Below are 20,560 nucleotides of genomic sequence, written 5' to 3'. Positions count from 1 at the left end.
GAAATCTTTTTTTACACGCTTGACTTCGACACAAACTCAGTGCATGATTACAAATCGCGGCGGTAATAACGCCCGGCCAGCGGAACTGGCGGAATTGGTAGACGCGCTAGGTTCAGGTCCTAGTGTTAGCAATAACTTCCGGGTTCAAGTCCCGGGTTCCGCATCTCATAGTCGACGGCGACAGTCAAACGATTAACCAGGGGATTACGTCATGCTTACGAGCCTGCAAAATCCCCTGGTTAAACTTTTTAGGAAGCTACACCAGGCCAAGGCGCGGCGATCGCAGGGCCAATTTCTTTTAGAGGGCACCCACCTAATTCAGGAAGCCCTCGCCACCCACTATCCGATTGAAATCGCCTGCTACACCCCTGCTTGGCAGCAAGCCCACCCCGATTTAATGCTGGAACTAGAGCAGCGGGCCGAGCGGGTCGAGCCGGTGTCTGACGCTGTTTTAGAGGGCATGGCGACGACCCAGCATCCCGATGGGGTAGTGGCGATCGCACCCCAACTCCTGCACCTGCCCAAACCTGAGCTCGAAGGTATTGGGCTAGTGGTAGAAACCCTTCAAGATCCCGGCAATTTGGGCACGGTTATTCGCACGGCGGTAGCGGCTGGGGTCGATGGTCTGTGGTTGAGCGCCGACAGCGTGGCCCCCGACCATCCCAGGGTGCTGCGAGCTTCAGCGGGCCAGTGGTTTCGGCTGCCCCTGGCGGTAGTGGATGATTTGAATTCCTTGTTGACAAACTGGAATCAGGCTGGGGTGCAGTTGGTGGCCACTAGCTCCTACGCCACCACAGACTACTGGGCCGTAGATTTCACCAAACCCACGGTGATTGTGCTGGGCAATGAGGGGGCCGGGCTGTCAGCCGACCTTCAGCGTCAGGCCACAGTGCAGGTGCGCATCCCCATGGCCGGAGCCGTAGAGTCTCTCAACGTAGGGGTTTCGGCGGCACTGCTGCTCTACGAGGCACGGCGACAGCGGGAGTGGGAGAGTAGGGAAGTGGGAGAGTAAGCTTGATCACCCAACCACTTGAATACCCATCTACCCCATCACCCTCCCCGGCTTGTCTGATTGCTCTCGGTGGTCAAGAATGAAAAGAAACTTTGTTTGTCGTAGCATCCATACTCTACGACCCCTGTCTCTGGCCCACATTTGCCGCTAGGCTAAGGGCAGAATCCTCCTACGACTTAGCTTGAATCAACCCTGTTTAGATTATTGGATTACCTGTTCAGGAGCCTGCTGTGAGCGACGCATTTGATTACGACCTGCTGATTATTGGCGCTGGGGTAGGGGGTCACGGGGCCGCCCTGCACGCGGTGAAGCGGGGGTTAAAGACGGCTATTGTTGAAGCTGATGTGATGGGAGGCACCTGCGTAAACCGAGGATGCATTCCCTCCAAGGCGCTGCTGGCAGCGTCGGGCCGCGTGCGAGAGCTGCGCAACGAACACCACCTCAAGTCCCTAGGCATTTCGGTCGGCAATGTCACCTACGATCGCGAAGCCATCGCCGACCACGCCAAAAACTTGGTCAGCAAGATCCAGGGCGACATGACCAACAGCCTCACCCGGCTAGGAGTTGACATCATCAAGGGCTGGGCGCGGCTGGCGGGGGAGCAGAAAGCGGCGATCGCCACCCCCGATGGCGAAAAAATTGTGACGGCCAAAGACATCATTCTGTCTCCCGGCTCGGTGCCCTTTGTGCCCCCCGGCATTGAGACCGACGGCAAAACCGTCTTCACCAGCGACGAAGCCCTGAAGCTCGACTGGCTGCCCGACTGGATCGCCATTATCGGCAGCGGCTACATCGGCCTGGAGTTTTCGGATGTCTATACTGCCCTAGGCTGCGAAGTCACCATCATCGAAGCGCTGGATCAGCTGATGCCCACCTTCGACCCCGACATCGCCAAGATTGCCCAGCGGGTGCTGATTGCCCCCCGCGACATCGAAACCCGCGCTGGAGTGATTGCCCAGAAAGTCATCCCTGGCACCCCGGTGGTGATCGAGCTGGCCAATCGCGAAACCCGCGAAGTGGTCGAAACCTTGGAGGTTGACGCTTGCCTAGTGGCCACTGGGCGCATCCCGGCGACCAAAGATTTGGGCTTAGAAAAGGTCGGCGTCGAGGCCGATCGCCGCGGCTTCATTCCGGTGGACGACCATCTGCAAGTGCTGCGGGATGGCCAGCCGGTGCCCCACCTGTGGGCGATCGGTGACGCCACCGGCAAAATGATGCTGGCCCACGCCGCCTCAGCCCAGGGAATTCTCACAGTAGAAACCATCTGCGGCGAACCGCGCCAGATCAACTACCTCAGCATTCCGGCGGCGGCCTTTACCCACCCCGAGGTCAGCTTTGTGGGGTTGACGGAACCCGCCGCTAAGACCCTAGCCGAGGCCGAAGGCTTTGCCATCGACACCGTGAAGACCTACTTTAAGGGCAACTCTAAGGCTCTAGCCGAGGGTGAGGGCGATGGGCTAGCCAAGGTGATCTACCGCAAAGACACCGGCGAAATTCTCGGTGCCCACATCATTGGTATGCACGCGGCGGATCTGATTCAGGAAGCAGCCAATGCGATCGCCAACGGCCAGACCGTAACTGAACTGTCGTTCTGCGTTCACACCCACCCCACCCTCTCGGAAGTGCTCGACGAAGCCTTTAAACGGGCGGTAGTAGTGTCGGCCTAAATGCGTAGGGTGGGCATTGCCCACCGCCTGCCCCAGTTTTAGGGGGTAGGCCTAGGGGCAAGAATAGCTCCATCGACCGGGCAGTGACTTGACGGTTTGATGGTGCGCTCAAGCGACGGCGGTGATGTCCACCCTACAATTTAGAAACTGGTAATTAGCCCAAACAGGGGTGGGCAATGCCCACCCTAACGTTCAAAATCGCCAATATAAATTCCAAAGATGAAGATTCGCCGCCGCCCTCCCAACCCCGCTGTTGCGGTTAAACACTTGCAGTATCAAATTAAAGTGGACGATGCTGAACCGCGAAATATATTAGAAGAAATTGTTTGGCAAAAGGAGACAGAGGTTGCTCAGCTGCGGGAGCGCCTACCCCTAGCCGATTTACAGCGGCAGGTGCTCGATGCCCCCCCGCCCCGCGACTTTGTTGCCGCTCTGCGCGCCGGCCGCACTACTCCAGCGCTGATTGCTGAGGTAAAAAAGGCCTCTCCCAGCCAGGGGGTGATGCGGCCTGACTTTGACCCGGTGGCGATCGCTCAAACCTACGCCGCTCACGGGGCCACCTGCCTTTCGGTGCTCACCGACAAAACCTTCTTTCAGGGAGACTTTGACTACCTAACCCAGATTCGGGAAGTGGTTGACCTGCCACTGCTGTGTAAAGAGTTCATCATCTACCCTTACCAAATGTATCTGGCGCGGTCTAAGGGGGCCGACGCGGTGCTGCTGATTGTCGCCATTCTCTCTGACCAAGATCTGGTTTACTTTGCACAGATTGCTAAAGCGTTGGGGATGGCGGTGCTGGTTGAAGTTCACACCCTGGAGGAGTTGGATCGGGTGCTGGCGGTGCCAAATCTGGCGCTGATTGGCATTAACAACCGCGATCTAGAAACCTTTACCACCCGCCTAGAGACCACCGCTGAGCTGATCGCGGCGCGGCACGAGGCCCTTGCCGCTAGCAATGCCCTGGTGGTCAGCGAGTCGGGCATTCACACCCCAGCCGACCTGCAGGCGGTAACGGCGGCCGGAGTGGGGGCTGTGCTGGTGGGCGAGTCGCTGATTCGGCAACCCGACCCAGGGCTGGCCATTGACCAGCTTTATGAAAAAAACACGGGCTAGATACTGAAGTCTTTAACGACTTCCTGGTTTAATCAACAGATCTCACCCTGGGGCACCGCAATGGCAAATCTAGGCAAACCGCTCCCACTCCCTTCACATATTCACTACGAACTGCTGCTACGACTGCTAGAGCAGCAAACTATGTCGGTGGCCTACCAAAATCCTCAGATTCGGGTGCAGGTGCAGGAGTTGATCGTTGCCCTGCGCAAGGCTCTGTCGCAGCAGCGCCAGCTCGAAGAAACCTGCAGACAGGTCAAAATCGACGTTGAATATCAGTGGTCAACCAACCAGTTGGGCGATCATTTTTTGCCTAAGGATGTCGCTCCCTAGGAGCAAGACTTGGCAAAACGGTAGTTTTTCCTACTTCTAGTGGGATTTTTTCTCTGCAGACTATATTAAGTTCACTTTGGGGCTGTATAGATATCCATCGTCGGGTGCTGGTTAAAAATCGCACCCCTGTTCTACAGTGTTGCTGCTAACAGGGCAACCCAGCCCCATCGCCCCGAGAAGTTTGTGAGGAAAGACCATGAAACGACGCTGGTTTTTGGCATCCACTGCCGCTGTTGCTCTGGCTACTGTGGGTCTTACTACAGCTTGCGGGGGCGGCCAATCTGCTGGAGGCGACGGGGCAGCTGGGGATGACCAGGCGGGCAGTGGCGTTTTGACCATGGCGACCTCCGCTGATTACCCTCCCTACGAGTTTGTCGAAACCGCTGGCGGTGCTGAAGAAATCGTCGGCTTTGACGTCGATATTGCCCGTCACATTGCTGAAGAGCTGGGCTATGAGCTGGAGATTACCAACATTGACTTTAACGGCCTGATTCCGGCGTTACAGGCGGGACGGGCCGACTTTGTCATGGCGGGCATGACCCCTACCGAAGAGCGCAAGCAAAACGTCGATTTTTCTGAGATTTACTACGACGCCAAGCAGACTATCGTGTTTCAGTCGGGGGGTGGAATCGCGTCTCCCGAAGACCTAAGCGGCAAAACCGTGGGTGTGCAGCTGGGCTCCATTCAGGAGGAGCTAGCTAACGAGCTGGTAGAGACCGTGCCCAACGTGAAGTTGTCGCCCCTAAACCGCATCAACGAAATCGTTCAAGAACTCAAGTCAGGCCGCATCGATGCCGCCATCATCGAAGACACCGTGGCCGAGGGCTTTTTGGCCAACAACCCCGACCTGGAAGCGGTAGAAATTCCCGAAGAGGGGCCAGCGGGTTCTGCGATCGCATTTCCCAAAGATTCTGAGTTGGTGAGCGAATTTGATCGAGTGCTGGCCGAAATGGAGTCGAGCGGCATGATGGAAGAGCTGATCGTCAAGTGGTTTGGCGACAGGGCTGAGTAGTTGAGCCCTATCACCCTAACCCTATGAACTTAGACTTCGGCCAAATTATTCCATCGCTGCCCTTCATCCTGAATGGCATTCTAGTTACCCTGCGCTTCACGGTGCTGTCAGCCCTATTTGGGTTTACCCTAGGCACTCTGCTATCGCTGCTCAAGATTTCCAACATCAAGCCGCTGCGGTGGTTTGCGGAGTTTTACACCTCAATTTTTCGGGGTACGCCGCTGATTTTGCAGCTGGCGCTGGTGTACTTTGCCACCCCCCAGCTAATTGGCTATAAGATTACGCCGATCGAGGCGGGGGTGTTTACCTTTTCGCTCAACTCGGCGGCCTACAGTTCTGAGACCATTCGGGCCGGCATTATGGCAGTGGATAAAGGGCAGCGGGAGGCTTCCATGTCTCTCGGGGTGCCATACAGGCCAATGATGCTCGACATTATTTTGCCCCAGGCCTTTAAAAACATTCTGCCCGCCCTGGTGAATGAGACCATTGCGCTACTAAAAGATTCGGCCCTGGTGTCTACCATTGGAGTATTAGACCTGATGCGGCGGGCCCAGGTGGTGGCGGGGCAAACCTTCCTCTACTTTGAGCCGCTGCTGGTGGTAGGGGTAATTTATTACGTCATGGTAATGGGGCTGACCCAGGCTGCTAACGTTCTTGAGCGGAGGATGCGCCGCAGTGATTAGAATCGAACATTTGGTTAAATCCTTTGGGCCGCTGGAGGTGCTGAAGGATATTTCTACCGAAGTAGACAGTGGAGAAGTGGTAGCCATTATCGGCCCCTCAGGATCGGGTAAGTCGACCCTGCTGCGCTGCATCAATCTACTAGAGGTGCCCACAGCCGGACACATCTTTGTCGGTGGCGTCGACATCACGTCGCCTAAGTGCGACATTCTTAAGGTGCGCCAGAACGTGGGCATGGTGTTTCAGCACTTCAACCTGTTTCCCCACAAAACGGTGATGGGCAACCTCACCTACGCACCGATGAAGGTGCGGGGGCTCTCGAAGGCTGACGCCAGCAAAATTGCCATGGATCTGTTAGACAAAGTGGGCCTTTCGGAGAAGGCCGACCAGTATCCCTCGCGGCTGTCGGGTGGGCAAAAGCAGCGGGTGGCGATCGCCCGCGCCCTGGCCATGGAGCCCGATGTGATGCTGTTTGACGAGCCCACCAGCGCCCTTGACCCCGAAATGGTTAAAGAAGTGCTGGATGTGATGAAGGCACTGGTTAGAACGGGCATCACCATGGCGATTGTGACCCACGAGATGGGCTTTGCCCGCGAGGTGGCTAACCGGGTGCTGTTTCTCGACGGTGGCTACCTGGTGGAAGACGCACCGCCCGATGTATTCTTTAGCGCCCCAAAGAGCGATCGTGCCCAGCAGTTCTTAGAGAAGGTGTTGTAGAGGGTTCAGGGTGCACGGTATAGGGTGTAGGCCAAGCCCTATACCCCTGACCCAAAACCCAACGCCCAACCCCCTAATTCGTCTAAGCTAGGCAGAGGTCTAGCTGAGTAATTATCATGTCTGTGCTTACGGTGCCGTCTCCCTGGAAAATTCGCGATCGCACCTTGACCTGGGGCAGCCGCACCTACCTGATGGGGGTGCTCAACGTCACCCCCGACAGTTTTAGCGACGGCGGCCAGTTTAACACCGTTGAGCGAGCTGTGGCTCAGGCGCGCCATCTGGTGCACCATGGCACCGATATTCTCGACATTGGCGGTCAGTCTACCCGGCCTGGCGCCGAGTCGATCTCCCGTACCGAAGAGCTGGAACGGGTGATTCCGGTGATTGAGGCCATCCGTCGCGATGACGACGACACCCTAGCCCAAGCGATTATCTCGGTGGATACTACCCGGTCGTCGGTGGCGCGAGCGGCAGTCAAGGCTGGGGCCGACATTGTCAACGACATTTCAGCGGGCACCTACGACAATGGCATGCTCTCGACGGTGGCTGACCTAGGTGTTCCGATCATGATTATGCACCTGCGGGGCACTCCAATAACCATGCAGCAGCGCACCGACTACCACGATCTGGTGGGCGAGATTCACGAGTTTTTGCAGCACCAGATCGAAGCGGCGATCGCCGTTGGCGTTAAACCCAGCAAAATTGCCGTTGACCCTGGTCTAGGCTTTGCCAAAACCTCTGCCCAAAGCCTAGAACTGCTGCGGCAGCTCAGTCGGTTCCGCGATCTGGGGCGGCCGCTGCTGGTGGGTCCCTCCCGCAAGAGCTTTATTGGTTGGATTTTAGACCAGCCCGACCCCCAGCAGCGGGTGTGGGGCACGGCGGCGGCTTGCTGTGCGGCGATCGCTGGTGGGGCTGATATCATCCGTGTCCACGATGGGGCGGAGATGCATGATGTCTGCCGAGTGGCTGACGCGGTATGGCGAGGAACCTATTAAACCCCACCCATGGCAGAGTTTAATAGGTTTGTAAGAAGCCCATAGCGGCGTAAAATACAGACGACTGATGTAGAGAGCGCAAAGGTTAACTATGGGACGCTTCAGACCTCTTTTGGGAATTTTGCTAGCGGTAGTGGCCTCCTGTCTGGTGGCCTGCGGTGGCCCAGCGGCCAAGATACCGACGACCTATACCCCAGAGCTATTGCAGCAGGTGGAGCTGTATACCCCTGCTGTGGCCGAGCTGCGCGATCGCTTCCCCGAGCTTCAGGGCTACATTCAACAGAAAGACTGGGTAAACGTGCAGAGCTTCATCCACGGCCCCATGGGCGAAATGCGGACGCGGGTCAACCGGCTGGCGGGCACACTGCTAACCAAAGACAAACCCCAAGCCCAGTCTCTTGCCAAAGAGATTTACACTCACCTAGAGCGCCTAGACGAGGCCGCAGCTAACAACCAGCAGGTGATTGCCGGTCAAGAGTATCGCAATGCTCTAGATGACTTTGACGCATTCCTGAGTCTGGTGCCGACGTTTCAATAGACCGACTCAGCTCACCCTCCCTTGAAGCACATCACCATCATTGGCTGCGGCGTTGTAGGGGCCGCGATCGCCTACGAGCTGAGCCTCTGCCAAGGGGTTCAGGTCACGGTGATCGATCAGACGGCCCCAGCCCAGGGTTCCACCGCTGCCGCTCTGGGAGTGGGCATGGCGGTGATTAGCCACAAGGTGAAAGGCCGCAATTGGCAACTGCGAGAGCGCAGCTTGAAGCGCTATCACACCCTAATTCCAGAACTGGAAGCGTTGACAGGGCGAACGATTCAGCACAATACCCAGGGCATTCTCAGCCTGTGTTTTGCGGCGGAGGACTTGCCTCGGTGGGGATCGCTTCAGGCAATTCGCCACCAACAGGGGTATGAGCTGGAGTTGTGGGAACCGGAGCAGGTGAGCGATCGCTGTCCCCACCTCAACACCACTGGAGTCGTCGCTGGCATCTACTCGCCCCAAGATTTCCAGGTCAATCCTACCGATCTCACGCTGGCGCTGGTAGACGGTGCCCAGGCGAACGGGGCTGAGTTCCACTTTGGCCAGCCCGTGGTGGGGTTTGATGGGGCTGCGGTGGAGGCTTCACTCCAGGAAGACCGTCGCTGTACCGCTGTGCATACACCGAGTCAGAGCTTTGCAACGGATGCGATCGTTCTCTCAGCGGGTTTAGGCACTCTCCCTCTCACGCAAACTCTCCACCAACCAACCTCCATTGGTCCCGTGCTGGGCCAAGCTCTCCGTCTCCACCTAGAAGAACCCTTAGGCAATCTCGACTTTCAGCCCGTGGTCAACGGCAACGACATCCACCTAGTGCCTCTAGGCAACGGCGACTATTGGGTTGGAGCCACGGTAGAGTTTCCACCCGATACCGGATTAGACGAAGTCCTGACCATCAAGCCTGAGGCCGAGCGGCTAGATGAGGTATTAGCCAGTGCAGTAGCCTACTGCCCAGCTCTAGCAGCAGGCAAGATTACCCATCGCTGGTCTGGCCTCCGTCCCCGGCCCCAGGGCCAGGCTGCTCCAGTTATCCAATCTTTGACGGGCTACAGCAATATTTGGCTGGCAACCGGCCACTACCGCAATGGCGTGCTCCTTGCCCCTGCTACTGCTCTAGCAATCCGCGACGTTTTAGAGCAATTAGGCTGATGATCATGATCGAACAACACCTGTGCTGTGAGGGTTAAGTCCATGACGCTAACGGCTCACGAATTAGAACCCCATCAACTCGGTCGAGGCACTGGTTCTATGCTGCCTAACGCTGATACCCGCGTCCCAGTGTTTCATTCATCAAAGCTGGGCGGCGGTAGCATAGCCCTCGGTCCTTCGCGGAACTTACCCCCGACTTGATGGTCGAAGTGAAATCGCCAACGGACAAACTGACGAATCTGCGGAGCAAAATCCAAGATTTTCTGGCCCTGGGTACGTAGGTGGGCATTCTCGTTAATCCTGAAGCTCGGTGTGTAGAGGTGTATCGAGCTGGGGATGAGGCAATTCTTTTGACAGATGGCGATCGCCTGACACTGCCCGACCTGCTGCTGGCATGGGAGGTGGCTGTAGCTGACCTGTAGCTCCTGGTATTCGAGTGAATTTCTAGAAGCGCCCCCAAAAACGGCAAGAGGCGCAGCTAATGCTACGCCTCTCAACATTTAGGCAGGGGTGCCTTTGGCTTATGCCGCTTCCATCCAGTCATAGATCTGCTCTAGTTGCTCTAGGGTTATCAAGCCGTACTGCCACAGAATCATGGGTAACGGGCCAGGGTCTTGCTCGCTGTGCTTTAAAGCGACTTGAATTGAGGCCGTCGAAATGGCTAATTCGTCCTGTAGAAACCGAATGAGATTGGGTTGAGTGCTCACCGTCATATAAGTCTCACCTCCTCAAGGGGGGGCTAGGGTTTGCAGATATTGCCCACGATTTTACACAAGGATGCATCCGTGGCAACATCAATTTCACGATGGATTAACTGAACTTTTATCACATCGCCGCCGATAGGTGCTCCCTCTCGCAATGGAAGAGACTCACCGCCATTGTGGGGTTACTGAGAGATAATTACCTCTCGATCCTTAATTTTCACAAGGCAACGCTTCAGTAGTTGTCACCGTTGGCTGTGATAAAAGATGCCCAAAAATAACATAAAAACTCGGATGTAGCTTTACGGAATGTTGAAACCTGTAACATTTGTCAAACTTCCGAACAATTTTGACCAAACTCTCGTCGTAGGGAAGTTTGCCTACTGAAGTTGGCTTTAAGCATAGCTATGGCTACTGTGCTTAGGCTCTCAGCCACTGCCCTTAGCAAAAATCGGGATGGCGCAATGGTGCATTTAGCAAAAGAACGAAAATAGAAGAGTAAAAAATGCCCGCTAGGCTTAAATCTTGGCATTTGGAGCTGTCTACTCAGGCTTGACGGGCTAGAGGCATATTGCAGCAGTTGATTTAGTCAGGACACCTTGACAGGCGCAATCCCCTGGTAGGGGCATTGCGCTGCAATGCCCCTACGTCGAGTCTGTCCTAATCCAATGAACATTTGCAATAGCATTTCGAGGTGATGCAGACCATCCCGACGGAGCGCGCAGCGGCATACCGCTTGGTTTCGAACCCAGGTTCCTCGGACAGAGACGGCCGAGTTTTCCTCGAAGACCTACCCTATTCCGGTTTGGGTAAGGGGCTGACGATATTGAATAGGGCAGCGTAGTCATCGTCGTCAAAACCGGCCTGCACGGCCTGCTCGACCAGCTGACGCACACTTTCGGCAGGGAAGGGGGAGAGTCCAGCAGCCTTAGCGGCGGACACAAACAGCCCCATGTCTTTTAGCAGATGTTTAGTCGGGAAGTTGGGGTCGGCAAACTGCCGAGTCTGCATGCGGTGCAGTTTTTTGTCGAAGGTGGGGGCGTAGAGGGCGCTCTGGCGCAACACCGCCATGAAAGTATCGACATCGATACCGGCCGACTGCACCAGCCCCAGGCTTTGGGCAAAGGCGGCGGTGAGCGAGCCAATCAGCTGGTTCATGGTCAGCTTGAGGGTGGCGGCGCTGCCCACGGGGCCGACATGGTAGAGGGTAGTGCCCAGGCATTGCAGCAGAGGCTGCCAGCGTTGATAAGCCTCGTTTTCAGCTCCGGCCATGATGATCAGCTTGCCGTTTTTAGCTTCGGAAATGCTGCCTAGGACTGGGGCCTCCAGGTAGGTGCCCCCGGCTTGGGCCACCATTTGGCCGAGCTGCTGACTTTCGGTAGGGGCAATGGTGCCCATTTGAATGATGGCTTTGTGGGCGAGGGGCGATGAGCGATTCTCCGCTGAGGACGCTTCGCGATCGCCCAAACCCATGGATTCAAGCAGCGATCGCACTGCCTCCCCATTGGTGACCATAAAGATAACGGCTTCCACGTTCTGAATTAGCGCTAGGGGCGTGGCACAGACCTTTGCCCCCGCCAGCTCTAGAGGTATGAGCCGTTCTGGAGTGCGGTTGTAGACCCAAACTTTGTGGCCTGCCGACAGCAGCCTGAGGGCCATGGGCGACCCCATTAACCCGGTGCCAATTACCCCAATATTCACCTGCGCTGTCCTCCTGCTTGAAAATGGAACGATTTAGCCAGTTGCGGCCATAGCTTGTGGGCCACAACCGTAAACGTTAGACAATCCCTTGGGCGCTGCGATGAATAGGACGGTACTGCCCCCCTGGAATCTCGGACTGGGTGGTGATCCCCAACCAGTCCGCCAAAAACTGCCGCAGCCAGTGCTCCACTGCGGCGCCGTAGAGGCGATGCTGGCTCAGGTGGTAGGCCCGCCCCTGGGCACCGGGGTAAGACAGCTGGTCGGCTCCTTCGGTCGTCCAATGGTTGACCATAGTAGGGGTAATTTCGGGATGAAACTGCAACCCGTAGGCCCGCTTGCCGTAGCCAAAAGCCTGGTGCGGAAAGGTGGTGCCAGTGGCCAGCAGCTGGCTGCCCACCGGCAGCGTAAACCCCTCCTGATGCCACTGATAAACTATCAGCGGACCGGGAAACACCCCTTGGCCTGCTGGGGTCGGCAGAATGGGGTAGTAGCCGATTTCGCGCTGGCCTGTGGGGTGGGGCGTGACGGAGGCACCCAGGGCGCGAGCCAGCAGCTGTGCTCCTAGGCAAATGCCCAGGTAGGGTTTTTCGGCGGCGAGGGCGAGGGCAATCCAGTCGAGCTCTTGGCCAATAAAGTCTAGATGCTCGTCGTTGGCGCTCATGGGGCCACCAAATACCACCGTACCGCTGTGGTGTTCTAGGGTGGTGGGCAATGGCTGTCCGGCAGCCGGACAGCGAATATCAAGATCAAATCCCAGCTCCTGTAGCACCTGTCCCACCCGACCGGGGTTTGAGGTGGGCTGGTGCGTAACCGCTAAAACTGGATAATTGGAACTCACGAAGGGGCGCAATGCGTTTGGCAACTGTAGGACTGGGCAGGCATATTTACCACTGTATCGTTTCAGCCAGGGAAGCGGAGTGCGCCTAGCAACCCCTAGAGCTGACGCTCAACCTGCACCATACGACGGTAGGCCAGCCAGCCGGCGACCACCATGGCGATCGCAAACAGCCCCAAAAACTCCACATGCTCACCCACCTCTGATAGAGTACTGCCCTCGACTACCACCCCCGAGAGGGCTTCGATCATGTGGTAGATGGGGTTGTACCGAGTGAGCTGGGCCAGGGAATCCGGAAAAAACGCCGTGGGCAAAAAGGTGCCCCCCAAAATCATCAGCGGAATGCCAAAAGCCGCAATTAGGGCGTTGACGTCTTCGGTGCGGCGGGCCAGCTGGGTGCCCAACACAAACCCCACCCCCACGTAGGCGGCAATGCTAAGCACCACAATTAGCAGGTTGGCGAAGGGGTTGCCGTCGAGGGTGGCCCCCTGGGAGAGGGCGATCGCATAGACCAAGGCCGCCTGAGCCAGCCCAATCACCCCGTAGGCTAGGCAAATGCCTAAAAAATACGACACCCCGCTCAGGGGCGACAAAAACAGGCGCTTTAGCGTCTTCTGCTCCCGCTCTGAGACTACCGTAGCCACGCTGCCCCCCAGCCCGCTAAAGAACAGCGCCGCCCCCACCAGGGTCGAGGGAGCCGCCTGGGTGTAGGCCTCGGCCAAGGTAATCTGCAACCGCTCTTGCAAAATTAAACTGTTCAGAATTAGCAGAATAACCGGGAAAATTGCCCAAAAAACCAGACTGCGCCGTCGCCGCCACAGCTCGACTAAGATTCGCTGGGCAACCGCCAGGGTTTCTCGCGCGTATTTCATCAGGATGAGTAGACTGTAAAGGCAACTTAATACTACAGTCTTTAACAGGTTTCACGCGGGTTGCAGCCTCCTCTGACCGGGAGCGCCACATGCCCCTCTCCTGGCCGAGAGACTGTGTTACCGTTAATGCCCAAGTCGCTCTCCACACACCTAGGGGAACACCCCCAAGCGAGTTTGACCCAAGCAACGCCTACAACTTCAGATGAGTCAATCCTTAGAGGGGCTGTTTGCCCAAACCCTGGCCCGTCGCAACGTCCTCAAGCTGTTTGGCGTTGGGGGGATAGCAGCACTACTGAGCTATTCGCGCCTGAGCAAACCCCAGCCCACGGTGTTTCAGCGCGATCGCCTCGAACTGCCCGCCCAGGTCAGCAAGCCTACTACAGCGGTGGTGATTGGCGGTGGCCTAGCAGGGCTGGCGGCCGCCTACGAGCTCAGCCAGCGCGGCGTAGCGGTGACGCTGCTAGAGCGATCGCCCCAGCTGGGTGGCAAAATCGCCAGCTGGCCGATCCAGGTAGGCGACGACTCCTTCATGATGGAGCACGGCTTCCACGGCTTTTTCCCGCAGTACTACAACCTGTTTAGCCTGGTTGACGAGCTAAGCATTCAGCAGAATTTCAAGTCCCTCGACTACTATTCATTGGTTTACAAAAACCACTACGACCCCGAAGTCTTTCGCCCCAGCAATTCGGCGTTTCCGTGGAATATCGTCGATCTGGCGATCTCCTCCTCCAACCGGCTGGAGTGGGGCATCAACCTCACCCACCTCAAGCATCTCCAGGTGTTTCGCGAGATCACCGGCTTCCGTAATCCTCAAACCTACGAGCGCCTCGATCAAATGTCGGTAACCGAGTGGGTGGGCAACGACTTCCCGCGCGGACTCTACGACCTCTACTTTTTGCCCTTCGCCAAGTCAAGCCTCAACTCTCCCGATGTGTTGAGCGCCGGGGAACTGATGCAGTTCTTTCACTTCTACTTCTTTGGCAACCCTGAGGGGCTGGCCTTCAACGGTACCCGTCAAGACATGGGGCGATCGCTGGTCGACCCCATGGTTGAGGCTATCCAAGCCAACGGCGGCCAGGTGCTGACCGGTGTGACCGTCAGCCAGGTGGGCTGGCAAGAAGGCAAGATATCTGGGGTGACTTATCAAAAAGGCAGCGTTGCCGTTAACCCAGTGCCCTTCTGGGTCGATCGCAACCCCCTGCTGAGTTCAGACCAAATGGAATATTTCGGCGCCGGCGACAGCGTCTACTCCGTTGCCCCAGGGGCCAAGACCGCGCTATCGCTGACCTGCACCCACCAGGGCTGTAGCGTGCAGCGCCAGGTAACCACGACGACTGAGGGCTACCTTTGCCCCTGCCACGGGGCCGCCTACGCAAGCGACGGCGCAGTGTTGGCCGGCCCTGCGCGGGAAAATCTGACAACGTTTGAGGTCTTGCAGCGAGAGAGCGATCGCATCCAGCTAATCGCCGCCAACGTCGATGGCATCCCCAATGTCGCCCACGACCTCACCGCCGACTACTACGTCATGGCCGCCGACATTCCCGGCATCAAAGCGCTATTTTCGCTATCCGACGGCGAGGTAGAACCCACCCTAGTCTCCCAGATCGATCAGCTCCAGGTGGCTGATCCCTTTGCCGTGGGCCGCTTCTGGCTCGATCGCGACTTTGACTGGCAGCACAGCTGGTTTACCTCGCTCTCGGGTTACCGACTCACCGACAGCATTACCCTCTACCACCGCATTCAAGACGACTACATTGCCTGGGGTGAGCGCACTGGGGGCAGCGTCGTCGAGCTGCACGCCTACTGCTATAAGGAGAAAGAATTTCCCACCCAGGCCGATATTCTCGACACCTTTGAGGCCGAGCTATACGAGATTGTGCCTGAGCTAAAGGGCGCAACCGTGCTGCACCGCCAGTTGGTGAACCAAAAGAATTTTGCCGGGTTTCCCCCCGGTAGCTTTCCCAATCGCCCCCAAACCGCCACTGCCGTCGATAACCTGCTGTTTGCCGGCGACTGGGTGCGCATGCCCTTCCCCTGCGGCCTGATGGAGCGGGCGGTGAGCAGCGGGTTGCTGGCAGCCAACGCCATTTTGCAGCGTGAAGGGGTGCAGCGCCGCCCCATTCTTTCGGTCAATCCCGAAGGAGTGCTGAAGATTTAGGGGTCATCCTCGGCATAGGCAGATGATTTGCAGCGATAGGACAGGTGTGAGATGGACGGATTAGAAAGAGAAGCAACGATCACAACCCTCGAACAGCCTGAGCCGGGCAGCAGCCAGAATTCCTCAGATTCAGAGGTGACATCGACCCCGAAACGCCCCCTGCGACAACTGGGAATTAACCTCAACCACTGGTACGTGGTGGCCCAGAGCAAGGAACTGGGCACTCAGCCCCTAGCGGTGAACCTGTGGCACCAGCCGATTGTGCTATATCGTGATCGCACTGGCACCCCCATCGCTGTCGAAGACCGCTGCCCCCACCGCCAAGTCAAACTCAGCGAGGGCACGGTTGAGGGCAACAACATTGCTTGCGCCTACCACGGCTGGCAGTTTGCCCCCGACGGCAGCTGCGCCCACGTGCCCTACCTAGAGCCCCAGCAAAAGCTGCCCACCTGCCAGCTGCGGCAGTACCCTGTGCAAGAGCGGGACGGCTTTATCTGGCTGTTTTCTGGTGAAGCGGCTCTGGCGGATCAGGTTGACCCGATGGGCGTGCCCGAGTGGGAGCATCTCAACTTCATCGGCTCGCTGACCACCATCGACGTGCAGGCCCATTACTCATTCTTAATTGAGAATTTAATGGACATGTACCACGGTCACCTGCACGGCGGTGCCCAGGTATGGGCCAACCCGGTGCTGGTCGAGCTAGCGGCTGACGAGACCCACGTCCATGCCCATTACGACGCCGAGAGCTACTACCGCATCGACAAAATTTGGTCAGCCAGCCAGCTCGTCATTCCGGCCCTGCGTCAGCTGCACCCCGAGCCGCTGGATGTCTATTACTATTACCCCCACTGGCGATCGACCCTGGGCGATGACTTCGTCATTTATTGCCTGTTTTGCCCGGTGAGCGAGACCCACACCCGCGCCTACCTGCTGCACTTTACTTCCCTAGAGCGATTTCCGAAGCTGCACAAAACCCCGCTAGCCATGCGGCGGTTTGTTAAACGGGCCTTTACCAACTCGGCGAGCTTTGTGCTGCGACGGCTGGTGCGCGAAGACGTGCTGATGCTGGAGCAAGAGCAGCAGGCCTTTGAGCAGCACCCCACCTATCGAGGCCCGGAACTGAACCGAGCCCTGACGGCGGTGCAGCAGTTGATTGGGCAGCAGGCGGAGGGAAGTGGGGGAGTGGGGGAGTAGGGGGTGAATGGGTGGACGGTGAAGGGTTTAAGGTTTGGGGTTTAGGATGTGGCCCTGTAACCTGTACCTTGTACCGTAAATCCCTACAAATCCCTTACCCCTATGGCTGGCCCCGATATTCTGGCGCTCGATTTTGATGGCGTGGTCTGCGACGGGCTGCGGGAGTATTTTCAAACGGCCTGGCGGGCCTACAGCGAGGTGTTTGAACCGGGCGCGGGGGTACCGCCGGAGGGGCTGGCGGAGCGCTTCTATCCGCTGCGACCTGTGGTCGAAACGGGGTGGGAAATGCCGCTGGTGCTCTACGGACTGATGTCTGGGGTGGCCGATGGCGATATTCTCGATCGCTGGGCTGAACTCGTGCCGCAGTTGCTGGCCCAGGCGGGGGTCGAGCCTGCCACCATTGGCAAAGCGGTGGATGGGGTGCGCGATCGCTGGATTCAAACCGATGTTGAGGACTGGCTGAGCTACCAGCGCTTCTACCCCGGCGTGATCGATCGCCTCCAGCAGGCGATAGCAGCAGGGGTAGAGTTAGTCATTGTTTCAACTAAGGAAGGCCGGTTTATTCAGCAGCTGCTGGCCAAGAGCGGCGTTGTGCTGCCCGGCAATGGCCCCCTAGGTCCCGAGCCAATCCATCGGATTCTGGGTAAAGAGGTCAAACGGCCCAAGTACGAGACGCTGCGGCAGATTAAAGCCGTTCAACCGGGAGCCAACCTCTGGTTTGTGGAAGACCGAGTGAACGCGCTACAAGCGGTGCAGGCCCAGCCCGATCTAGGCGATGTGGGGCTGTTTTTGGCCGACTGGGGTTACAACACAGCGGCGGATCGCGCGATTCCCCTTCGTGGACACTCTATGAACGCTACACCGGCAAGCAAGATTCACCTAATTACCCTGGCTCAGTTTTTCGGCCCATTCGAGAAGTGGGTATCGGTAGACCCCAGCAATGTAGCCTAGGATTCACCGTAATTTTACGGAATCTTGACCACTGGGGCGATCGCTTGAATTGTTCGTATCGATACCAAGCCATTTTTTCCGGATTTTAGCCCCCACGCCAGAATGTGGAATAGAACCCAGCGCCCAGCGATCGCGCTTCGCTCGAATTTACAGCCCTAGCTTCACCCTCTGCTGTTGTTTTTGCCCGTGCTCCTATGTCTGACCTCTTTGTCCCCCCGCCTAAAACCGTCCCTGCAATAGAGCCCGTCATTCTAGAAGAGCCCGCTGCCCCCACCGAGGTGCCCGGCGAGACGGCAGTTCCTATCGTAGAGGTCGCGACCACACCCATAGCGCCTTCCCCGATAGCAGGTCTAGGCGAAGCGATCGCTGGAACGGCCTTGGCAATCGACGCAGTGCCTCAGGCGCAGGTTTCTGCCGACACGACCTTGGCAACGGTAGACAATTTCTTTTTCTATGGTCAAACCAGCAACGGCACCCCCGCCCTCTACGAAGTTGACCTATCCAATGGCACCCGGTCTCCAGTTACTGCCTCACCAGACCTTTTCCCCACCACCATAGACGGACTCTTTGCCGCCGAGCCCCTAGCTCCCCCAGTTGGAACTGAGCAACCCGCCACCAACCAAGTTTTCACCCTAGTGCAGGGCAGCAACGGCAAAAACTTTCTTATTGGCACCACTGCCAATGACGCCGTCTTTGGCCTGAACGGCGACGACCTGGTTTTGACAGGAGCAGGCCAAAATCTGGCCTTTGGCGGTCTCGGCAACGATACGTTGGTGGGTGGGGCCGGTGACGATGGCCTGTTTGGTGGGGCGGGCAATGACACGATGGAGGGCGGCGAGGGGGATGACCTGCTGATGGGCGGCCCCGGCAACGATGTGCTTGACGGCGGGGGTGGCGCCAACGTGCTGGTAGGCGGTAGCGGTGCCGATATTTTTAGGCTCAACACGCTAGCTGCTACCGGCGCTACGACCCCGCCAGATACCTTGGTTGACTTTAACGCCGCCGAGGGAGACTTGCTTGACTTTAGCCTGATTGCAGCTCAGTCTCCGTTTGTCGGTAGAGATCTACTAAGCCTTTTGGAATTTGTGCAGGTGGGGGCCGATACCCATGTGCAGGTGAGCACGCCCTTGGGTCAGACCACCACCGAGGCCATTTTGCTGGGGGTTGAGGCCGACACCATCACCCCCGCTAACCTCACCTTCACCCCACCTGTCGGGTTGCCCATACTGAAGTAGGTCTAGCCGCACCAGTTGCCCCACTTTCCGGTAGCATCGGGGCTAGAGAGATCGCGGTAATGTTATGAGCGAGGCCCTGCTGCATCAGCTGGCCACCCACATGGCTGGAGAGTTTGACAATCGTCAGCAATCTCTGGCAGACCCAACCTGGTTTTTGCATCTGCGGCTGTGGCAACGGCCGCTACCCATTGCCCTATTTGGTGAAGGGTACAGCTTTTTTATTGAGCAAATCAGTGTGGCCTCGGGGAACCCGCCCTATCGCCAGCGCATTTTGCACCTTACCACCCGCGACGGTCAGCTCTGGGGCCAATATTATGCGCTGCCCGACCCGATCGCCTACAGTGGTGCAGCTACCCAACCCGATCGCCTCGCCTCCCTCACCCGCGCCGATCTAATTGCTCTGCCCACCTGTGGAGTGGCGATTGAGTATCAGCCGGCCAGCCAAACCTTTAGCGCTCGCTTGCCGGGGAATAGCCTGTGCAGCTTTACCGCCAACGGCATCACCACCTACGTGCGGCTCAAGTTTGATCTGGGCCCCGAGTCGCCCGCAGCCAACAGCCCCATGGTGCTGTACCTGGAGGATCGGGGCGTTGACCCCGATACTGACAAACCCACTTGGGGACCTCTGATGGGGCCATTTCAGCTGGTGAAGCAAAGCGCCTTTGCGCTGCCAGCGTAGGGCGCTGGTAAACCAGGGCGTTCTCGCTGCTTGCAAGGCAGCCATCGATGCTACCCTTGAGCGATGTTTGAAGCCGTTAAGGCTTTAACTGGGGACGCTTTGCGATCGCCAGTTAAAAATCGTCCCTATTCCTTTACCGTCCAACGTTTCCCTTCTTACCGGCCCCCATGGAGATCGACATCCTGATTCTGACGGTGTACTTCATCTGCATGGGCTATGTGGTCTATAAGATGGCACTGTCGATTGAGGAAGAACTCGAAGACCAGGTAGTGCTGGTGCCAGACGTCGTTAGTTTAGAGAGCAGCGTGCGATCGCAGCTGGTGCGTCAGGGCTTTGCCGAAACCGCCGCCACCGTGCTTCAGCCCGGAGAAGGAGCCTTGGGCAAGGCCGTCGCCCTCAGCCTAGTGGTGCCCGAACCCAGAAGCCTCGCCTCCACGGAAGACCAGCCAGACGAACCTGACGAAGGTCAAATTACGGTGCAGGTGCTGCCCCAGGGGCCTCACCCGCTCCAGCCCGTAAAAGGGCTCACGGTGCAGGTGGTTAATCAAAGCCGGGCCGTTCAGGTGACTATTGATTGGGACCGCAGCTCCATCAGCCGCATGACCAACGAAATTCGTCGGGTGATTCGCCACACCCCCGGCATGCGCCTCGACCTGGCCGCGCCCCAGGTAGCCAGCGCAGTCAACCCCAACCAGTATCTCAGCACCGTCGTGGTCAGCGAAGACTGCTTCGATCGCAGCCCCGACAACCAGGTGCTTCAGCAGGCTGCGCCAGTGGTCGACATCCCCAAAATGGCCAACCTCAAAGAGCCCCTCCGTAACTATTCCCTCGACCTAGTGGTGCAGCTAACACCCTTTAGCGGCCGCGGGGGCCGACCGATCATGCTGCTGCTGCCTTTTCGCTTTGCCATTCAGCCCCTCCCAGCTAAAGCCGCTATTCCCTTAGTGAACTGGATTTTGAAGCGCTAGATTACTGGGGAAGAAACTGGTTAGCACCTTACAGTTTTAGCGATACCATCAA

At 57.6% G+C, this 20,560-nt stretch carries 21 protein-coding genes and 1 tRNA gene; 18 read left to right on the top strand and 4 right to left on the bottom strand.

Going from position 1 to position 20,560, the window contains the following annotated elements; translation table 11 throughout:
- Positions 1 to 79: 79 nt before the first annotated feature.
- The 12 genes from NC979_RS22290 (at position 80) to NC979_RS22235 (ending at position 9,636) form a co-directional block, all read left to right on the top strand.
- Positions 80 to 163 (top strand) — tRNA-Leu (locus NC979_RS22290).
- A gap of 48 nt (positions 164 to 211) precedes the next feature.
- The gene (locus tag NC979_RS22285; RefSeq protein ID WP_190516186.1) at positions 212 to 1,012 is read left to right on the top strand and encodes a TrmH family RNA methyltransferase; all 801 of its coding nucleotides are present in this window, start codon (positions 212 to 214) and stop codon (positions 1,010 to 1,012) included.
- A 230-nt stretch (positions 1,013 to 1,242) separates the two neighbouring features.
- Positions 1,243 to 2,679 (top strand): dihydrolipoyl dehydrogenase, encoded by a 1,437-nt coding sequence (gene lpdA / locus NC979_RS22280; protein ID WP_190516183.1) that lies wholly within the window; start codon positions 1,243 to 1,245, stop codon positions 2,677 to 2,679.
- A 219-nt stretch (positions 2,680 to 2,898) separates the two neighbouring features.
- Complete coding sequence (trpC, locus tag NC979_RS22275) at positions 2,899 to 3,792, top strand: indole-3-glycerol phosphate synthase TrpC (protein ID WP_190516181.1); 894 nt, start codon at positions 2,899 to 2,901, stop codon at positions 3,790 to 3,792.
- 60 nt (positions 3,793 to 3,852) lie between these two features.
- On the top strand, positions 3,853 to 4,122 hold the full coding sequence (locus NC979_RS22270; protein WP_190516179.1) for a DUF5340 domain-containing protein: 270 nt from the start codon (positions 3,853 to 3,855) through the stop codon (positions 4,120 to 4,122).
- Between the two features lie 196 nt (positions 4,123 to 4,318).
- Positions 4,319 to 5,134, top strand: coding sequence for a transporter substrate-binding domain-containing protein (locus NC979_RS22265; protein ID WP_190516176.1), 816 nt, complete (start codon positions 4,319 to 4,321; stop codon positions 5,132 to 5,134).
- Positions 5,135 to 5,157: 23 nt separating this feature from the next.
- On the top strand, positions 5,158 to 5,817 hold the full coding sequence (locus NC979_RS22260) for an amino acid ABC transporter permease (protein WP_190516174.1): 660 nt from the start codon (positions 5,158 to 5,160) through the stop codon (positions 5,815 to 5,817).
- The gene (locus NC979_RS22255) at positions 5,810 to 6,532 is read left to right on the top strand and encodes an ATP-binding cassette domain-containing protein (protein ID WP_190516171.1); all 723 of its coding nucleotides are present in this window, start codon (positions 5,810 to 5,812) and stop codon (positions 6,530 to 6,532) included. Before NC979_RS22260 ends, NC979_RS22255 begins: the two co-directional genes overlap by 8 nt.
- A gap of 116 nt (positions 6,533 to 6,648) precedes the next feature.
- Entirely contained in the window at positions 6,649 to 7,527 is an 879-nt protein-coding gene (folP, locus tag NC979_RS22250) for a dihydropteroate synthase (RefSeq protein WP_190516169.1), read from the top strand.
- 91 nt (positions 7,528 to 7,618) lie between these two features.
- Positions 7,619 to 8,065, top strand: coding sequence for a photosystem II protein PsbQ (psbQ, locus tag NC979_RS22245; protein WP_242023892.1), 447 nt, complete (start codon positions 7,619 to 7,621; stop codon positions 8,063 to 8,065).
- A 21-nt stretch (positions 8,066 to 8,086) separates the two neighbouring features.
- A complete protein-coding gene (locus NC979_RS22240; protein ID WP_190516167.1) occupies positions 8,087 to 9,214 on the top strand; it encodes an NAD(P)/FAD-dependent oxidoreductase in 1,128 nt (375 codons plus the stop codon).
- Between the two features lie 281 nt (positions 9,215 to 9,495).
- Positions 9,496 to 9,636, top strand: coding sequence for a hypothetical protein (locus NC979_RS22235; RefSeq protein WP_199308692.1), 141 nt, complete (start codon positions 9,496 to 9,498; stop codon positions 9,634 to 9,636).
- 99 nt (positions 9,637 to 9,735) lie between these two features.
- Here NC979_RS22235 and NC979_RS22230 read toward each other — a convergent pair whose 3' ends face one another.
- From NC979_RS22230 to NC979_RS22215, 4 genes are all read right to left on the bottom strand, one after another.
- On the bottom strand, positions 9,736 to 9,927 hold the full coding sequence (locus NC979_RS22230; RefSeq protein ID WP_190516164.1) for a DUF2949 domain-containing protein: 192 nt from the start codon (positions 9,925 to 9,927) through the stop codon (positions 9,736 to 9,738).
- Between the two features lie 783 nt (positions 9,928 to 10,710).
- The gene (locus tag NC979_RS22225; RefSeq protein WP_190516162.1) at positions 10,711 to 11,616 is read right to left on the bottom strand and encodes an NAD(P)-binding domain-containing protein; all 906 of its coding nucleotides are present in this window, start codon (positions 11,614 to 11,616) and stop codon (positions 10,711 to 10,713) included.
- Between the two features lie 76 nt (positions 11,617 to 11,692).
- Positions 11,693 to 12,454: a glutamine amidotransferase-related protein gene (locus tag NC979_RS22220; RefSeq protein ID WP_347403895.1), complete on the bottom strand. Its 762-nt coding sequence runs from the start codon at positions 12,452 to 12,454 to the stop codon at positions 11,693 to 11,695.
- Between the two features lie 95 nt (positions 12,455 to 12,549).
- The gene (locus NC979_RS22215; protein ID WP_190516160.1) at positions 12,550 to 13,323 is read right to left on the bottom strand and encodes an ABC transporter permease; all 774 of its coding nucleotides are present in this window, start codon (positions 13,321 to 13,323) and stop codon (positions 12,550 to 12,552) included.
- A gap of 202 nt (positions 13,324 to 13,525) precedes the next feature.
- Here NC979_RS22215 and NC979_RS22210 point away from each other — a divergent pair, with 202 nt between their 5' ends.
- The 6 genes from NC979_RS22210 (at position 13,526) to NC979_RS22185 (ending at position 20,508) form a co-directional block, all read left to right on the top strand.
- A complete protein-coding gene (locus NC979_RS22210; RefSeq protein WP_190516158.1) occupies positions 13,526 to 15,481 on the top strand; it encodes an FAD-dependent oxidoreductase in 1,956 nt (651 codons plus the stop codon).
- 51 nt (positions 15,482 to 15,532) lie between these two features.
- Positions 15,533 to 16,675, top strand: a complete 1,143-nt coding sequence (locus tag NC979_RS22205; protein ID WP_190516155.1) for an aromatic ring-hydroxylating dioxygenase subunit alpha — start codon at positions 15,533 to 15,535, stop codon at positions 16,673 to 16,675.
- A gap of 102 nt (positions 16,676 to 16,777) precedes the next feature.
- Positions 16,778 to 17,626: an HAD family hydrolase gene (locus NC979_RS22200; RefSeq protein ID WP_190516153.1), complete on the top strand. Its 849-nt coding sequence runs from the start codon at positions 16,778 to 16,780 to the stop codon at positions 17,624 to 17,626.
- A 194-nt stretch (positions 17,627 to 17,820) separates the two neighbouring features.
- Positions 17,821 to 18,861, top strand: a complete 1,041-nt coding sequence (locus tag NC979_RS22195) for a calcium-binding protein (protein ID WP_190516150.1) — start codon at positions 17,821 to 17,823, stop codon at positions 18,859 to 18,861.
- A gap of 64 nt (positions 18,862 to 18,925) precedes the next feature.
- Complete coding sequence (locus tag NC979_RS22190) at positions 18,926 to 19,540, top strand: chromophore lyase CpcT/CpeT (RefSeq protein ID WP_190516147.1); 615 nt, start codon at positions 18,926 to 18,928, stop codon at positions 19,538 to 19,540.
- A gap of 167 nt (positions 19,541 to 19,707) precedes the next feature.
- A complete protein-coding gene (locus NC979_RS22185; RefSeq protein WP_190516145.1) occupies positions 19,708 to 20,508 on the top strand; it encodes a hypothetical protein in 801 nt (266 codons plus the stop codon).
- The last annotated feature ends 52 nt before the right edge of the window (positions 20,509 to 20,560 follow it).

Origin of the sequence: Leptolyngbya subtilissima AS-A7 (assembly GCF_039962255.1) — a bacterium.
Classification (GTDB): Bacteria; Cyanobacteriota; Cyanobacteriia; order Phormidesmidales; family Phormidesmidaceae; genus Nodosilinea.
The sequence above is the reverse complement of the archived record's forward strand: the minus strand, read 5'-3'. Positions and strand labels throughout refer to the sequence as shown.

Bases quoted from the DNA above. Each gene is read 5' to 3' on its own strand.
- NC979_RS22185 (WP_190516145.1), top strand. From the start codon at position 19,708: ATGGAGATCGACATCCTGATTCTGACGGTGTACTTCATCTGCATGGGC.
- NC979_RS22265 (WP_190516176.1), top strand. From the start codon at position 4,319: ATGAAACGACGCTGGTTTTTGGCATCCACTGCCGCTGTTGCTCTGGCT.
- NC979_RS22260 (WP_190516174.1), top strand. From the start codon at position 5,158: ATGAACTTAGACTTCGGCCAAATTATTCCATCGCTGCCCTTCATCCTG.
- NC979_RS22210 (WP_190516158.1), top strand. From the start codon at position 13,526: ATGAGTCAATCCTTAGAGGGGCTGTTTGCCCAAACCCTGGCCCGTCGC.
- NC979_RS22215 (WP_190516160.1), bottom strand. From the start codon at position 13,323: ATGAAATACGCGCGAGAAACCCTGGCGGTTGCCCAGCGAATCTTAGTC.
- NC979_RS22230 (WP_190516164.1), bottom strand. From the start codon at position 9,927: ATGACGGTGAGCACTCAACCCAATCTCATTCGGTTTCTACAGGACGAA.
- NC979_RS22190 (WP_190516147.1), top strand. From the start codon at position 18,926: ATGAGCGAGGCCCTGCTGCATCAGCTGGCCACCCACATGGCTGGAGAG.
- NC979_RS22285 (WP_190516186.1), top strand. From the start codon at position 212: ATGCTTACGAGCCTGCAAAATCCCCTGGTTAAACTTTTTAGGAAGCTA.
- NC979_RS22205 (WP_190516155.1), top strand. From the start codon at position 15,533: ATGGACGGATTAGAAAGAGAAGCAACGATCACAACCCTCGAACAGCCT.
- trpC (WP_190516181.1), top strand. From the start codon at position 2,899: ATGAAGATTCGCCGCCGCCCTCCCAACCCCGCTGTTGCGGTTAAACAC.
- NC979_RS22195 (WP_190516150.1), top strand. From the start codon at position 17,821: ATGTCTGACCTCTTTGTCCCCCCGCCTAAAACCGTCCCTGCAATAGAG.
- NC979_RS22270 (WP_190516179.1), top strand. From the start codon at position 3,853: ATGGCAAATCTAGGCAAACCGCTCCCACTCCCTTCACATATTCACTAC.
- folP (WP_190516169.1), top strand. From the start codon at position 6,649: ATGTCTGTGCTTACGGTGCCGTCTCCCTGGAAAATTCGCGATCGCACC.
- NC979_RS22200 (WP_190516153.1), top strand. From the start codon at position 16,778: ATGGCTGGCCCCGATATTCTGGCGCTCGATTTTGATGGCGTGGTCTGC.
- psbQ (WP_242023892.1), top strand. From the start codon at position 7,619: ATGGGACGCTTCAGACCTCTTTTGGGAATTTTGCTAGCGGTAGTGGCC.